Origin of the sequence: Lacinutrix sp., from assembly GCF_029238095.1 — a bacterium.
Classification (GTDB): Bacteria; Bacteroidota; Bacteroidia; order Flavobacteriales; family Flavobacteriaceae; genus Lacinutrix.
The window spans coordinates 103,522-120,268 of record NZ_JAQWGS010000026.1; the positions used below are offsets into that span (position 1 = coordinate 103,522).

14 protein-coding genes are annotated in these 16,747 nt (G+C 30.9%); 3 read left to right on the plus strand and 11 right to left on the minus strand.

What is annotated here, in order from left to right:
* Positions 1-5: 5 nt before the first annotated feature.
* Both P8H50_RS08475 and P8H50_RS08480 read right to left on the minus strand, forming a co-directional pair.
* Complete coding sequence (locus P8H50_RS08475; RefSeq protein WP_300207755.1) at positions 6-332, minus strand: translation initiation factor; 327 nt, start codon at positions 330-332, stop codon at positions 6-8.
* A 53-nt stretch (positions 333-385) separates the two neighbouring features.
* Positions 386-1,333 (minus strand): 2-oxoglutarate and iron-dependent oxygenase domain-containing protein, encoded by a 948-nt coding sequence (locus P8H50_RS08480; protein WP_300207758.1) that lies wholly within the window; start codon positions 1,331-1,333, stop codon positions 386-388.
* A gap of 130 nt (positions 1,334-1,463) precedes the next feature.
* Here P8H50_RS08480 and P8H50_RS08485 point away from each other — a divergent pair, with 130 nt between their 5' ends.
* The gene (locus tag P8H50_RS08485) at positions 1,464-3,467 is read left to right on the plus strand and encodes a dehydrogenase E1 component subunit alpha/beta (protein ID WP_300207761.1); all 2,004 of its coding nucleotides are present in this window, start codon (positions 1,464-1,466) and stop codon (positions 3,465-3,467) included.
* 93 nt (positions 3,468-3,560) lie between these two features.
* On the opposite strand, the gene P8H50_RS08490 is transcribed toward P8H50_RS08485, so the two are convergent.
* Positions 3,561-4,889: a dipeptidase gene (locus P8H50_RS08490; protein WP_300207764.1), complete on the minus strand. Its 1,329-nt coding sequence runs from the start codon at positions 4,887-4,889 to the stop codon at positions 3,561-3,563.
* A 102-nt stretch (positions 4,890-4,991) separates the two neighbouring features.
* Positions 4,992-5,126 (minus strand): hypothetical protein, encoded by a 135-nt coding sequence (locus tag P8H50_RS08495; protein ID WP_300207767.1) that lies wholly within the window; start codon positions 5,124-5,126, stop codon positions 4,992-4,994.
* A 608-nt stretch (positions 5,127-5,734) separates the two neighbouring features.
* Between P8H50_RS08495 and P8H50_RS08500 the strand changes: the two genes are divergently transcribed.
* Positions 5,735-6,430 (plus strand): hypothetical protein, encoded by a 696-nt coding sequence (locus P8H50_RS08500; protein WP_300207771.1) that lies wholly within the window; start codon positions 5,735-5,737, stop codon positions 6,428-6,430.
* Between the two features lie 96 nt (positions 6,431-6,526).
* A complete protein-coding gene (locus tag P8H50_RS08505; protein ID WP_300207774.1) occupies positions 6,527-6,979 on the plus strand; it encodes a cold-shock protein in 453 nt (150 codons plus the stop codon).
* 63 nt (positions 6,980-7,042) lie between these two features.
* Here the strand turns inward: P8H50_RS08505 and P8H50_RS08510 are convergent, their stop codons facing one another.
* From P8H50_RS08510 to P8H50_RS08540, 7 genes are all read right to left on the minus strand, one after another.
* Positions 7,043-8,434, minus strand: coding sequence for a TolC family protein (locus tag P8H50_RS08510; protein WP_300207777.1), 1,392 nt, complete (start codon positions 8,432-8,434; stop codon positions 7,043-7,045).
* Between the two features lie 3 nt (positions 8,435-8,437).
* On the minus strand, positions 8,438-9,790 hold the full coding sequence (locus tag P8H50_RS08515) for a biotin/lipoyl-binding protein (RefSeq protein WP_300207780.1): 1,353 nt from the start codon (positions 9,788-9,790) through the stop codon (positions 8,438-8,440).
* 1 nt (position 9,791) lies between these two features.
* Positions 9,792-11,459 (minus strand): ATP-binding cassette domain-containing protein, encoded by a 1,668-nt coding sequence (locus tag P8H50_RS08520; RefSeq protein ID WP_300207782.1) that lies wholly within the window; start codon positions 11,457-11,459, stop codon positions 9,792-9,794.
* Positions 11,460-12,137: a TetR/AcrR family transcriptional regulator gene (locus tag P8H50_RS08525; protein ID WP_300207785.1), complete on the minus strand. Its 678-nt coding sequence runs from the start codon at positions 12,135-12,137 to the stop codon at positions 11,460-11,462.
* A gap of 109 nt (positions 12,138-12,246) precedes the next feature.
* Complete coding sequence (locus P8H50_RS08530; protein WP_300207787.1) at positions 12,247-13,491, minus strand: mechanosensitive ion channel domain-containing protein; 1,245 nt, start codon at positions 13,489-13,491, stop codon at positions 12,247-12,249.
* 72 nt (positions 13,492-13,563) lie between these two features.
* Positions 13,564-14,151 (minus strand): pseudouridine synthase, encoded by a 588-nt coding sequence (locus P8H50_RS08535; RefSeq protein WP_300207789.1) that lies wholly within the window; start codon positions 14,149-14,151, stop codon positions 13,564-13,566.
* A gap of 53 nt (positions 14,152-14,204) precedes the next feature.
* Positions 14,205-16,499, minus strand: coding sequence for a type IA DNA topoisomerase (locus tag P8H50_RS08540; protein ID WP_300208247.1), 2,295 nt, complete (start codon positions 16,497-16,499; stop codon positions 14,205-14,207).
* Between the last annotated feature and the right edge of the window lie 248 nt (positions 16,500-16,747).

A 16,747-nucleotide genomic window follows, 5' to 3' on the forward strand; every position in this document is an offset into this window, starting at 1 on the left:
AAAAATTAACCGCCAACACGTTTTACATTAAAGCCTTTTTCTTTGAGCATAATCATTATTTTATCGCGATAATCGCCTTGAATAATAATTTTATCGTCTTTAAAACTACCTCCAACACTTAGTTTTTGCTTTAATTCTTTAGCTAAAGCTTTGAAATCTTCAGTAGCACCTGTATAACCTTCTAAAACAGTAATAGGTTTTCCTTTTCGTTTTTCGTATTTACAAATAATTGGGTCGTCTTGTAACCAAAGTGTGTTAGCTTCTCCATTGGTTTCAACGTCTTTTTCTTCGTGTTCAGGAAAGAGATTTTTTAATTGATCTTTTAAATCCATCTTTTTAAGTATTCAATATTTAGATTGCGTTACGGTTGTAAACTGAATATTGCTTACTTTTTTAAACCAAGCTCAATTAAACGTTGGTCTAAAAATTCGCCTGCTGTAATATCATCAAATTGTTTTGGATTGTTTTCATCTATACAACTCTCTAAAACATCTAATTTCATTTCACTTATTGGGTGCATAAAAAACGGAATAGAGTAGCGGCTGGTTCCCCAAAGCTCTTTTGGAGGATTAATAACACGATGTATTGTAGATTTTAATTTGTTGTTTGTGTGCCTGGACAGCATATCTCCAACATTAATCATTAACTCATCTGGTTCAGCAATAGCATCAAGCCATTCTCCTTCATGGTTTTGAACTTGTAAACCACGACCTTGAGCTCCCATTAGCAAAGTAATTAAATTAATATCACCATGCGCTGCAGCACGTTCTGCTGCTTTAGGTTCTTCTTTTATTGGTGGATAATGAATTGGTCTTAAAATAGAATTACCATTGTGTATATAATTATTGAAGTATGTTTCTTCTAAATTTAAATGTAAAGCTAAAGCTCTTAAAACATACTTAGCTGTTTTCTCTAACATTTGGTAGGTTTCTTTGCCAACAGCATTAAAAGCTGGCAATTCTTTTACTTCAACATTTTCTGGATATTCTTTAGCGCGTTCGGGATCATCTTCTACATACTGTCCAAAATGCCAAAACTCTTTTAAATCACCTTCTTTTTTACCTTTTGCACTTTCTTTCCCAAAAGACACGTAACCACGTTGTCCACCTATTCCTGGAATTTCATATTTACGTTTTTCATCAACTGACATCGCGAAAAAATTCTTGATTTCAGAATATAATCTCTCCACTAGTTTTTCATCTAAAAAATGGCCTTTTAAAGCCACAAAACCTATGTCTTGGTAGGCTTTACCAATTTCGTCTATAAATTTTTGTTTTCTCTTTGGATCTTCAGAAAGAAAATCTTCTAAATTAACACTTGGAATGCTTGTCATTTATACTATTATTAAATATTCATCTATATACAAATGTAAAGAAAAGATTGGAGAATTAATAATCAATAATTTTTAGTAACCATAATCTATTTTTATCCAATATTGTTATATTTGGCAAACCTTATTAGTGATGTCAAAGACGCTTATGAAACCAAACATAAAGTATAAAACAACCAACTTATCATCAGAAACAAAAATTGAGCTTTATAAAGCAATGTTAAAGCCTCGCTTAATAGAAGAAAAAATGCTTATTCTATTGCGTCAGGGCAAGATTAGTAAATGGTTTTCTGGTATTGGGCAAGAAGCTATATCTATTGGTGTTACATTGGCTATGCAAAAGGAAGAATATATTTTACCAATGCACAGAAATCTTGGTGTTTTTACAAGCCGTGACATTCCTTTATACAGGCTTTTTAGTCAGTGGCAAGGCAAGGCCAATGGTTTTACAAAAGGTAGAGATCGTTCGTTTCACTTTGGTACTCAAGAGTTTAATATTGTTGGTATGATTTCTCATTTAGGTCCTCAATTTGGCGTAGCAGATGGTATAGCGTTAGCTAGTAAATTAAAAAACAAAAACCTAGTTACAGCTGTATTTACTGGAGATGGAGGCACTAGTGAAGGTGATATTCATGAAGCGTTAAACGTTGCTTCGGTTTGGCAATTACCTGTTTTATTTTGTATTGAAAATAATGGTTACGGATTATCTACACCTACAACAGAACAATACAATTGTAAAGATCTAGCAGATAGAGCTATTGGTTATGGCATGGAATCGCACATTATAGATGGAAATAATATTTTAGAAGTCTACACTAAAATTTCTCAAATTACTAAAGACATGAGAAGCAATCCTAAACCCGTTTTAATTGAATTTAAAACGTTTAGAATGCGCGGACATGAAGAGGCAAGTGGTACAAAATATGTACCTCAAGACTTAATGGATGCTTGGGAGAAAAAAGACCCAGTAGATAATTTTAGAGCGTACTTAATTGCTGAAAATATATTAACAGAAAAGCAAGACGACATTTTTAAAGCTGAAATTAAAGCTGAAATAGATACGCATTTAGACAAAACTAATGACGAAGAAAAATTAACTTCCTCTGTTAGTAACGAATTAAATGATGTGTACCAAGAATTTAATTATCAACAAGTTGAAGAAAATATAAATACTAAAGAACTTCGTTTAATTGATGCCATTTCTGAAGGTTTAAAACAAGCAATGGAAAAGCACGACGATTTAGTAATAATGGGACAAGATGTTGCCGAATATGGTGGTGTTTTTAAAATTACAGATGGTTTTGTAGAGCAGTTTGGAAAAGACAGAGTTCGTAACACGCCTATTTGCGAGTCTGCAATTATTGAAACAGCAATGGGATTGAGCATTTCTGGAATTAAAAGTGTTGTAGAATTACAGTTCAGCGACTTTATAACTTCTGGTTTTAATCCTGTGGTTAACTATTTAGCAAAATCACATTATCGCTGGAACCAGAATGCAGACGTTGTATTACGTATGCCATGTGGAGCAGGAGTTGCTGCAGGACCATTTCATAGTCAAACCAACGAGGCTTGGTTTACAAAAACTCCAGGTTTAAAAGTAGTTTATCCTGCATTTCCAAAAGACGCTAAAGGTTTATTAGCAACTGCAATTAACGATCCTAATCCTGTGTTGTTTTTTGAGCACAAAGCCTTATATAGAAGTATTCGCCAGGAAGTACCAACAGATTATTTCACTATTCCTTTTGGAAAAGCAGCGATGTTAAGAACTGGAGAACAAATAACCGTTATTGCTTACGGTCAAGCTGTTCATTGGGCATTAAACACTTTAGACAAACATCCAAGTATTGATGCAGATTTAATTGATTTACGTTCTCTACAACCTTTAGATATTGATGCCATTTATACATCAGCAAAAAAGACAGGAAAAGTAATTATTCTACAAGAAGATTCTCTGTTTGGTGGTATTGCTAGTGATATTTCGGCATTAATTATGGAAAACTGTTTCGAGTTTTTAGATGCACCAGTAAAACGTGTAGCCAGTTTAGACACTCCAATTCCTTTTATAAATCAATTAGAAGACCAATATTTATCGCGTGATAAGTTTGAAGGTGAGTTATTAGAGCTGGTTGCTTATTAAGCTATTAAATAATTTATATCAAAGTGAACTTATAGAGTATTCAAAAATCAAATCTTAAATTGAAAAGATAAAAAACATGATTAAACAGTTGAATTAATTTTCTTTCTTAATCTTCTTAGCCACAGCTTCGACTTCGTCTAAAACTCTTAACAAGTTTCCACTCCATAGTTGTTCTATATCGCTTTCTGTATAGCCTCTTTTAACAAGTTCTAACGTTACATTAAAGGTCTCGCTAGCATCTTTCCAGCCTTCAATACCACCACCTCCATCAAAATCGCTACTAATACCAACATGGTCAATTCCCATTTTTTCTACTAAATAATCGATGTGGTCTACTAAATCTTTAACACTTACTTTTTTAGGAAAGTCAGGATTTGCTTTAGATTTCTTTTCGAATATATCTAGAAGAATATTTAATGTTTTATTATTATTAATATCCTGTTTTTCTTGGTCTGTAAGCTTAACCCAATTGTCTTCTTTATACCATTGTTTAACAAAAAATGCATCTCCAGCTTCATGTAAAGAATCACCAATTTTTTCTAGTAATTCTTTTCTAGCTTTGTGATACATATCGTTTTTTTCGGTATTTAAATAACTCGTAAATGCTACAGTTTGCACAACTCCACCATTTTCTTTTAACCATCCTAATTGCTCATCGTCTAAATTTCGACTATGATTACACAATGCTCTAGCAGAAGAATGTGAAGCTATAATTGGTGCTTTACTCAACTCAATCATTTGTTTCATAGACTCTTTAGAAGGATGCGATACATCTATCATCATGCCAAGTCTATTCATTTCTATTATTACTGCTTTGCCTAAATCGCTTAAACCTTCATGAAGCCATTCGTCTTTCTCTTCACCTGTATTACTATCGCATAATTGGCTGTGACCATTATGAGATAAGGACATATAGCGAGCACCAAGATTATAAAATTTTTCTACATTTTTAATATCTAATCCTATTGGGTAACCGTTTTCTATACCAATCATAGCTACTTTTTTGCCAGATTTAATTATGCGTTCTACATCTCTAGAACTCACGGCTAATTCAATGTCGTTTGGAGCAATATCTTTAGTGAGTTTATGTATGGCATCAAACTTAGATATAGCATTATCATATGCTTTTTTATAGCCTTCCGTTGTTAAGCTATCTTGTCCTGTATAGACAATTAACCAAGCCACATCAAGTCCTCCAGAGTTCATTTTAGGCAAGGTGATTTGTGTTTCTAGATCTTGAGTATAGTTTAAAGAATCTGTAAAGTTTTTTACATTAATATCGCAATGCGTATCTAAAGTAATCACACGTTCATGTATAGCTTTTGCACGCTCCAAAAGCTCTGCTTCGGTTTCTGGTTTTATTTCTCTTTTACAAGAGAATAGGAGTGTAGCAATACAAAAACTTAATAGTAGTGATTTCATGTTTAGTAGTTTTGTTAACCTTGTGAAGTTACAAAAACTAGAATATAAAAAAGCCAGCAATGTAATATGCTGGCTTTCTTGTAAAAATTATTAAAGTAAAAATTAATGCGCATAACGTTTAACGCCATTCCATAATCCATCTTTTGAGTTACTGAATTTAAAGATTTCTCTACTAACATGTAAACGTTCTTCAGTAATACAATTTGTTTTTCTTAAGGTATTAATAATTGCTTTCATGTGTTTATTTTTATTTTATTTATATGACACATGCTGTTTGCTATTAATCATTTGCATAAATGATTGATATTTTTTGCATGCTCGATTCATAATCTTTGTTTTCTGTTACTGTAAGTCTTCAGTAATAATTGATTATTTTTAAAACTATCTATAACGCCTTCTTGAATTCCAAGTGTTACTTTTAGTACCTTCTAATGTTCCTGTTAATTGATTGTTGTTTAAAGTTCTCATGACTATTGGTTTTGATTTGATTGATGATTCTAAATTATCTAAAACGTCTTCTTGAATTCCAAGTGTTACTTTTAGTACCTTCTAATGTTCCTGTTAATTGATTGTTGTTTAAAGTTCTCATGACTATTGGTTTTAAATGTTGATTAAAATTATTCTGTTATACTTAAAAGACGACAAGAATTCAATTTTGTTACAGTACTATGTAAAACAAAGTACTATTTTAACACATTTTAACTAATTATTGGTTTTGAAAACATATAAGTTCTATAATAAAACAGTTTTATACTTTTGAAAATTATATATTTTTAAAGGATTATGAGAATTTTAATATTTAGGTATAGTTTTTGTTTTATTTTTGAAAATAGATTTATATATACATGAAACTTAACTTGTTTTTTCTTTTTACACTCTTTTTAGTGCTTACTTCAAACGCTCAAATTGATAGTGATAACAAATCTATAGCTATTCCTGCGGTAGAAGCAGAAGACCCTAAAGAAGACAATGAACTTATAATACAGCCTATAGAAAAAAATAATATAGAGCCAGAAGAAGCGGAAGAAAACAAAATTGTTTTACCAAAAAAAGAAGTACTTCCCGTAGCTAAACGTAAAGATTTTTCTATGATTAAAGAGAATAAGTTTAGAAATCCTGCAGAATTATACCAGAAGCAATTAAAAAACGCTTTGAAATTGAGACCTGATAATGAAATAAGTAATAACGGTAGATCTACAACACAGTTTTTTGGCGAATACAAAACCAATTCAAAAAGCTTAAACATTATATACAGAGATCATGGTGCTCAAGATGGAGATTTAATTAGATGTTATTTAAATGGTTATGTAGAAAAAGAAAGAGTTCTATTAGAAAGACAGTTTAAAAGTTATTTTACTACATTAAAACCTGGTGACAACGTAATTGAATTTGAAGCTTTGAATCAAGGCAGTAGTGGACCAAACACTGCTGAATTTAAAGTATATGATAAAGATGGTGTTTTAATTTTAGAGAGTCAATGGAACCTTTTAACAGGAGTAAGAGGAACCTTTACTGTTATATATACACCAGAAGAGGAATAGCAAACTTTATTATTTTCTTTAAATTACCAATAGAAAAACGTATTTTTACAAAAATTTAGCAATCCAGCTAACAATTAACATTACACAAAAAAAAGAATGGCAAAGTCGCAACAGACATTTAACAAATTAGAAAAAGAGAAAAAGCGTCTTAAAAAGCGTGAAGACAAAAGAAAGAAAATGGAGGCCAGAAAGGCTGAAAGGGAAGAAAATGGAACAGATGGTATCCAGTTTGCTTACGTAGATTTTAATGGAAATCTTGTAGATACTCCACCAGATCCTGAAGATAAAATTAAAGTAAAAGCAGATAATATTGTATTAGGAGTACCTAAAAAAGAAGATTTACCTGAGGTAGATCCTATTAGAAAAGGAAAAGTCTCTTTTTACGATTCTTCTAAAGGTTTTGGTTTTATTATTGATTCCGAAGATCAAGAGAAGTACTTCTGTCACGTTAGTGGTTTATTAGACGAAATTACAGAAAACGACAAAGTACAGTTTGAACTAGAAAAAGGCATGAAAGGCTTAAACGCTGTACGTGTAAAGAAAATATAACATGACTTTTAACGTGTAATCTCTATAAAAGCCTTGATTTAAATCAAGGCTTTTTTTATAGTGCTAATTCAATACTGTACCTAAGCTATTAAATAATTTGGCCTTAGTGTGGTAGAACTTGTTTCTTAATTTAAGCTGTTTTAATTGCGCGTCTATTAAGCTCGATTCTCTGTAATTTATTAAGAAAACAGAACTTTCGCCAAAGCTAAATTTTCGCTCTTCGGCTTCTAAAAGTGTTTCGTAATCTTTAACTACTTCTGCAATAATTTCATTTTGAGTAATGTAAGACTCAAGCTCTCTTTTTAAAGCTTCAACCTTGTTCTTTAAACTTAAAGAGGTATTTGTACGTTCAAACTTTGTTGCTTCAATTTTAATTTTTGCTAATTTTAAATCACCACGCTCTTTTCTTAAAAACAACGGAAAGGCAACGTTTAAACCCGCTTTATAATTTGATGTGTTAAAGCTATTGCCAATATCTGGATCTTGTGTAATAAAATTATATTGCACATCTACTTTTGGTAGTAACTTGTTAGCTTTTAGTCTTTTATCAACTGTTAAACCACTAATCTTACTATCTAAAGCTATTAATTTAGGATGCGCTTCGGCATTAAACTCTACTAATTCTTCCAATTGCAAAACACTGTCAACCTCAGATTTTTCAAGTGGTTTTGGATTTACATTTGGATTTATTTCCAGTGGCACATCGTTGTCTAACCAAAGAAAGTTAGAAACCATTAATGTGTTTTTCATTAACTTAACTTTAGATTGTTCTAAAGCTAAAGCTCTATTATTAATATTTATATTGGCTTCTAAACTGTCTATTCCTGCTTTGTCTCCAGCTAATACGCTCTCTCGAACGCCTTCAAAACGAATTTTTGCATTAGATAGAAAACGTTTATACATTTCTGTTTCGTTAAATGCTTGTACCCAATCAAAATAAGCCAAAGCTGCCTCATAAACAATGTTATTAGCCATTAAATCGCGTTCTGCTTTGGTTTGATTGTTAAAAAACCGAGCTTTCTTTAATGTAGCCATGCGCTCATTAATAAATAAGCCTTGACCTAAAGAAGCAGAAACTCCTGCAGTAAATAACCCATTATTGGGTACACTATTTTGTGGATTTAAAAAGTCTCCACTATTTTCTTCAAAATTAGCCTTAAAGTCAATACCATACCAAGTTGGCACTTTAAAAGTAGCATTAAATAAATTGTAATAATCTTTACTTTTAAAGTCTTTTCTATTATAATCTACTTCTAGTTTGGGATCAAAACCTCCACGCGCTTTCATTAAATTAGCTTGGCCTTCTTCAATTTTTAGATTAGCTTGTTTTGCTATAGGATGAAATAGTTTAACAAATCCCAAATATTCCTCGAACGAAAGTTCTTCTGGATTATCTAACTGTCCATATGTTGAATAGGAGAGTATGAAACAAAATAGTAATAGATATTTTTTCATGTATTAATACTTTTTTGCAGATTCTTTAGATGATATTGGCTGATAATAATTAGGAGGGAAGCCATTTAATTGTCTCCACAATTCGAACCAAATAGGCACATCTTCTAATAAACCAATAGCTTTAACACCAGAACCTATACGAATTGCACTTGGCCAATCATAATCCTCTTTATCTGGTGCTAATAAAATTCTGAATTTTCCGTTTTCACTAATAAAACTTTCCATTGCAACTACTTTAGCTCCATAGGTACCATAAGACACGTTTGGCCATCCACTAAATACAATTGCTGGCCAACCATCAAACTGAATTCTGAACGATTCACCAATATGAACCAAAGGCAAATCTATTGGATCTATATACGTTTCCACAGCCATATCGTAATTAGCAGGCATAATACCTACCAAACGTTCTCCTTCTTTAAAACTTTCTCCAATACCAGTTTTTATTGCTTTGTTTATAAAGCCATCTAAAGGTGCTTTTATATAGTACATGTTATTTCTAATTTCATAATTAGAACGATTATTTTCTAATTTTGAAACCTGTGCAACAGCATCAAATTGGTTTGATTCTGCAGTAAACTTATCGCTTTGAGCTTTAGAAATTTTTTCAATATATTCTGCTTTAACACGAGTTATTTCAACTTGAGCATTTAACACTTCGTTTTGTGCTGCTAAATATTTGTTTTCTTGAGATATAAGTTTGGCTTGTGTTTCTTGTAACTTCAAGCGTTTTTCTTCTACATCTGTTAACGACTTTAAACCTTCTTTTTCTAAGGATTCTGCACGTAAAAATTGTTTTTCTGCTATATTAAGGTTGGTTTTAGCAGCCTCAAAATCTATACTATCACTTTTTACTTTAAGCTTACTTTGTAATAATTTGTTTTCTGCTTGTTTAAGTTTTAAACTACGTTCATTACTTAAGGCTCCAATTTGATTATTTAAGGCATTAACTTTATAATCGTAACTTTTTACAGATGCATTTTTAGCATCTATTTGTTGTCCTGTTCTTTGAACTAAATCAGGATCAAAATAATCGCTTTTTACTTCAGATATAAAAAGAATGGTATCTCCTTTCTTAACAAAATCTCCTTCTCTAACATACCATTTCTCTATTCTTCCTGGAATTGGAGATTGAATACTTTGTGGTCTTTGAGCAGGAGTAAGAGTAGTAACCGCTCCTGTAGCTGTTATATTCTGTGTCCAAGGGAAGAATAATATAATAAAACATATTATTGCAGATATAATTAGCAATCTGTTAAACTGCTTGTAATGTCGTTTTTCAAAAGCTTTTTTAGAAGACTTAAATCCAGAAATATCAACCGTTGTATTTAATTTATTATGCGAAATATTTAACATACTATTTTGTGTTAATTATTTTACCATTACTAAGTGTAATCGTTTTGTTTGCTTTTGCTTTCCATAAATCACTCTGACTTACCACAACTAGAGTCCAATTATGTCTTGGGTCTGTTAAAAAGTCTATAATAATTTTTGCTTCTTCTGCCTCAAATTGATCTAAAGGTTCTTTTAAAAGTAACATTTTAGGTTGTTTAACTATGCTTCTAGCTAGCATTATCTTTTTAGAAATTGTAAACGAAATGCCTTTTCCTTCTGGATACATAATAGTTTTTAAACCCAACGGTAAAGATTTTACAAAATCTTTTAAGCCAACAACTTTAATAGCTGCATTAACTTGATCTGTTGTAACTGAAAGATCACCAAAAGTAATATTCTCTAAAAGTGTACCTTCAAAAGGTGTTTCTTCTGTTTGAGTTTGACCAAGATACGCTCTATAAGAATTTAAATTAATACCAATTAACGATTTATTATTAGCATAAATTTTTCCTTTTGTAGGAGAAATTAAGCCTGCAATTAACTTTAACAAACTCGATTTACCAGAACCACTTTCTCCATTAATTAATAAGGTTTGCTTAGGTTCTAATTTTAGCGAAATATCTTCTAATATAGGATTATCTCTATCTGAAACTTTAAAAGTTACGTCTTCTAGCTCTACAATAAACGCTTCATCATTAATATCTAATAATTCTCCACCTTGAGATTCTAAAGGTTTGTCTACAATTTTTGCAAGTTTTTCTATAGCTGTTAAAACATCATACATTGTTTCTAATCCTAGAATCAGTTTTTCAACAGAGGCAATAACTAATAAAATAATAATTTCTGCTGCAACAAATTGTCCAATATTCATTTGCTGATTTAATACAAGCAAACCACCAATAATCAATAATCCAGCAGTAACTAGTACTTTAAAACCTATTAATTGTATGAACTGTACTACTAATACTCTAAAGTGATTTTCTCTAGCTTCTAAATAATCTGAAACTAGCCTGTCATTTTTGTCCATTGCTAGAGTTGTTTTTCCAGATAGTTTAAAACTTAAAATTGAACGTGCTATTTCTTGTAACCAGTGTACTACTTTATATTTATTATCCGATTCATCTAAACTTGTTTCTAAACCTTTTTGTGCAGTAAACTTAAATACTATGTACACTAATATTAATAGAAAAAAACCATAGATAATAAAGAATGGGTGGTAAAAAGAAAGTAATAATAAACCAAAAATAATTTGCATCAGTGCAGCTGGAAAATCTATTAAAAGTTTAGATAATCCCTTTTGAACGGTTAAGGTATCAAAAAACCGATTCACTAATTCTGGTGGATAATAGCCTCTTAAACCATCCATTTTCATTTTTGGAAAACGGTAAGCAAATTCAAAAGAAGATCTTGTAAATATTTTTTGCTGTACGTTCTCAATAATACGTATTTGCATTAATTGAAGCACACCAACAAATATAACACCTAAAGTAACTAAACCTACTAATACCATCCATGAGGTGCTTATTTGTGCACTTTGTAAAAGGTTAATAATAGCTTGAATACCCAAAGGAAGCGATAGACTTACCAATCCTGCAAAAATAGCATAGAAAATAATTTGCTTGATGTCTTTTTTATCTAATTTTAAAAGTCCAACAAAACGCTGCCATGCGTTAATAACATTCTTAGCCATCTATTTATGAGTTAAAATATTAAACACTAAATCTTTAAAGAAATCAGTAGGCTGTAAACCTTGACTACATTCTGTAATAGATTGGAAGTGATTTTTTAAAAAGTGTTGATGCATTGCACCTTCAATTACTGTACTTGCCAAAGTTAAAGGGTATTTATAGGAAACATCTACATCTACAATCATATCTTTTAATCTATTTACCAATCGCTTGTAAACAGCAAAGTAGCCTTCCTTATTTTCATTATCTACCTCTTTGGTTAAATAAGATTTAGAATACTCGTTAATTACAATTTGTTTTAAAATAACCTCGTCTATATGACTAAAAGCAGAGTCTATTGTAGTAGTTTGCGTAAGCACTGCAATGGCTTTCTCTAATTTTAGTTTATTATCTTCAATGTTATTTGTAGATAAAACAAGTTGGTATTCTAACCAAGTCCAATACCAAGAAGTTAAATAAACAAGTAACATATGCTTACTTTCAAAATAACGATAAATAGAACTCTCATTAGAACCAATTTTTTCTCCCAATTTTTTGAAAGTAAATCCATCAAAACCAATAGTATCTATTAAATAAATACTGTTTTCAATAATTCGCTTTCCCAAATCTGAAGATTCTGGATCTTTTAAATAAATTTTTTCGTTTATATTAATTTTAATATTTGAAAGTAAATATTTCATAGTAAAATAATTTAATTGCAAATATTATAGTATTACTATTAATACTATAATTATATTAACTAATAATTAACTATTAAGCTATTTTAATAAGTATTAATTAAATTAATCACTACTTAAAAGCACTAGAATTTGGAAGTTCGAAGATTTCTAAATCAAAATAAGGCACTGAAGCTAAGAAGTGATCGAAAAGATCTGACATAACATATTCGTAATTTTCCCAACGTTTGTCTTTACTAAACGCATAGATTTCTAGAGGAATACCTTGAGTGGTTGGCTGTAATTGTCTTGCCATTAGCAACATGTCTTTATTAATAGCTGAGTGATTTTCTAAATAGGTTTGTATGTATTTTCTAAAAACACCAATATTAGTAAGATTTCTTCCGTTTAGCAGTTGGGTTTTATCTGCATTATTTTGCATATTATATTTACTAATCTTACTATTCATTTGTTCTAAATAATCGCTTATTAGCTGAACAGATTTGAGACGCTCGATATCTTCATTAGTTAAGAATTTAATAGAGCTCTGCTTAATCATTAAATGTCTTTTAATTCTTCTACCATCAGAATTTGTCATGCCTCTCCAGTTCTTAAAAGAATCAGAAATCATTGCATAAGTAGGAATTGTAGTAATTGTATTATCGAAATTCTGAACTTTAACTGTTGCTAAGTTTATTTCAATAACATCTCCATCTGCACCATATTTTTCGAATGTAATCCAGTCACCAATGCGAACCATATCGTTTATAGAGACTTGAATACTAGCTACAAAGCCTAAAATAGTATCTTTAAAAATAAGTAGAATAATTGCTGAGGCAGCACCAAAACCTGTAATAAATTTCCAAATAGAAACGGAACTAAAAACTGCAATTGCGGCAATTATACCTGTTATCCAAGCAAAAATCATGAATACTTGAATGTAGCTATCTATTGGTTTATCTTTTAATCTTGGTAAGGTTTTAAAATAATCTTCTAGTGTATGCAAAACACTTCTAACAATCCATAGTGTTAATACTATAAATAGAACTTGTAATATTTTACGCACTGGAATCTCTATAAAACCAAAATCAATAAAAATTATTGGCAATAAGTTTAAACCAATAATTAATGGCAGAATATGTGCAACATTTCTAGGAACTTTATTGGCTAACAATAAATCATCGAAAGGTGACTTGGTTTGTTTGGCTATTCGAGCAGATAATGCACGCAAAATGGCTCTAATAATTTTATCTATAATATAAATAAGAATGATTGATAACAATAATAGTGTTAGCATGTTTAGATATTTTGCAGTTATAGGTTCTACACCTAAACCTTGAAAAATATCGTAAAAAAAACAACCTATTTGCTTTTGCATATTGTATTTAAATTTTAAACAAAACTAATGAGATTTATTGATTCTTAGTCTTATAAAAGTAATAAATTATAGTTAAAGCTCAGCAAGAATATTTATGGCGTTAACATCGCCAACTTTCATATTATCAAGCCTAATTTTACCAATCCTAAAGCGAACAAGCCTTAAAGTTGGGCAACCAATAGCACTTGTCATTTTTCTAACCTGTCTAAACTTGCCTTCTGTTAACGTTATAGAAATCCAAGACGTTGGACCATGTCTTGCATCACGAATTTTTTTTGAGCGGTTGGGCAGAAGAGGAGGTGTTTCTAGTTTTAAGACCTTACATGGTTTGGTTTGGTATTTTTTACCATCAAAACCTATTTCTACTCCTTTTTGAAGTTGAGTAATTTGACTTTCAGAAATCGCTCCATCTACTAATGCATAGTATTCTTTTTCTACACCATTACTATTAATATAATTACTTATTTTTCCATCTGTAGTTAATAATAATAAGCCTTCACTTTTTTCGTCGAGTCTACCAATAGGCATTATGCTTTCTGGAAAATTTCCCAACTCTCCTAAAAAATGTTTTCTTTTTTGTTGGGTTGAATTACTCGCGAATTGTGAGAGCATACCATAGGGCTTGTGTATTTTAAAGTGTTTATGCTGTTTAGCGTCCAATTAATATTGTGTTTTAAAGATGATGTAGCAACAAGTACCTCATGCTAAATTTTTTAATTCTCTTTCAAAATTTTATAAACCAAGTCTTTAGTTAATTGCTGTCCATTTGCATTTTTACGAATTAAATCATAATTATATCTAAAGTCGCAACCACTTTTATATTCGCTGCAACCATAAGCTGTTTTTCCTTTTATAATTGTGCCTTTATTGCATTTTGGACATTTGTTTTCTTCGGAAGTGTTCTTCGAAATAACCTTACTTCTTTTTGCTTCAAATTTAAGTTTGAAATTATCATCAAAACGAAGGAGTCCTTCTGTAAAAATCTTATTAACTTTAAATCCTTTTAAATTAACTGTAGATCCTTTTTTAAGTAACCTAATGTATTGTTTTTCGGAAATCGTTTTGCCTTCAAACTTAAATGGTATCACAAAATCACAAGTTTTTTTAAATTCTGAACAACCATAAGCCGATTTTCCTTTCAAAATTCTACCATTCTTACATTTTGGACATTTTTCTGATGTTATTTCAGTGGATTTCTTAACTGTTTTTTTATTTGTTACCGTTGGTTTATTATTTACAGAAGAGATATTTGCTTTTATGGTTTCACTTCTAACATCAAAAACCAAACGATCTACCATACGCTTCATTTGTTTAATAAAACTTCCTGCACTAAAGGTTCCTTTTTCAATATCCTTTAATTGTTTTTCCCATTTACCAGTAAGTTCTGCAGATTTTAATAATTCATTTTGAATAGTATCTATTAATTGGATTCCAGTAATTGTTGGTATGACTTGTTTTTTGTTACGTTTTATATATTTTCTTCTAAAAAGCGTTTCTATAATATTTGCACGCGTAGAAGGACGACCAATACCATTTTCTTTCATGATCTCTCGCAACTCCTCATCATCTACTTGTTTTCCTGCAGTTTCCATAGCACGTAGGAGAGAGGCTTCTGTAAATTGATTTGGTGGTTTAGTTTGTTTTTCTAAAAATGAAGGCTCATGTGGTCCTTTTTCGCCTTTTACAAATGTTGGTAACATTTCAGAATTACTACTTGTGGCGTTTGTTGTCTCAAAAACAACTCGCCAGCCTTTTTCTAAAATTTCTTTTCCTGTGGTTTTAAACTTTACTTTCTCGGCTTTACCTATAACTGTGGTATTAGACACTTTACAATCCGGATAAAAAACAGCAATAAATCTACGTACAATAATATCGTAAACCTGTTGCTGGTTGTACTGTAAATTCATTTGTTGCCCAGTTGGAATAATCGCATGATGGTCTGTTACCTTACTGTCATCAAAAACTTTTTTAGTTTTTTTAAGTTTTTTGCCTTGAAGTGGTTGTGTTAGTGCAGCATAATTAGTTAACTTTTTTAGTATTCCTTGTGCTTTTGGATACACATCGTTTGGTAAAAAGGTGGTATCTACTCTTGGATAAGTTACTACTTTTTGCTCGTATAGTTTTTGAACAATTTTCAAGGTTTCGTCTGCACTAAAACCAAATTTTGTATTGCAATAGACTTGCAAACCAGTTAAATCGAATAATTTTGGAGCATATTCATTGCCTGCTTTTTTGGCTGTAGATACTATCTCAAAATCATGTTCTTTTACAATTACGGCTAGTTTTTTTCCATCTTCCATTTTAAGAAAGCGTCCTTCTTCATAACTAAACAAGGTGTTACGATACATGGTTTGAAGTTCCCAATAGGGTTGTGGTATAAAATTTTCAATCTCTTTAAAACGGTTAACCAACATGGCTAGAGTTGGTGTTTGTACACGACCAACAGATAGTACTTGCTTATAACCTCCATGTTTTACGGTGTATAAACGTGTGGCATTCATACCTAACAGCCAATCTCCAATAGCACGAGAAAAACCTGCATAATATAAATTATCGTAATCACTCGACGGTTTAAGGTTGTTAAAACCTTCTTTTATTGCTTCTGTTGTTAAAGACGAAATCCAGAGTCTCTCTACTTTACCTTTATAATTGGCTTGGTTTAAAACCCAACGCTGTATGAGTTCTCCTTCTTGTCCAGCATCACCACAGTTTATAACAACATCTGCTTTATCAAATAAACTTTTTACAATGCTAAATTGTTTTTTAATTCCAGAATCTTTGGAAACCTTGGTTTCAAAGCGTTCTGGCAACATTGGTAAATTATTTAAATCCCAGCTTTTCCAATACGGTTTATAATCGTTTGGTTCTTTAAGCGTGCATAGGTGTCCAAAAGTATAGGTTACAGCATAGCCATTGCCCTCGTAGTAACCATCACGTTTTGTGTTAGCTCCAAGAACAGCAGCAATTTCTCTTGCTACAGATGGTTTTTCGGCAATGCAGACTTTCAACATTAAAAATAATTTAGAAACTGCAAAATAGTAATTTCAATTAGAGGTTTTTTGTGAAGTTATTGAGAGTTATTAACTAATAAATATTTTATAATTTATTTAAACTTTAGCATCACATATAACTATAAATTCTATAACTGCTCTTAATTATTAAAAGAACAGACATTTAAAGCTAGGGAAAAAACACATTTAGTTGTTGTAGGTTTAACATTAAAACGCTTACAATCAATATTTTTATTTATATTCGT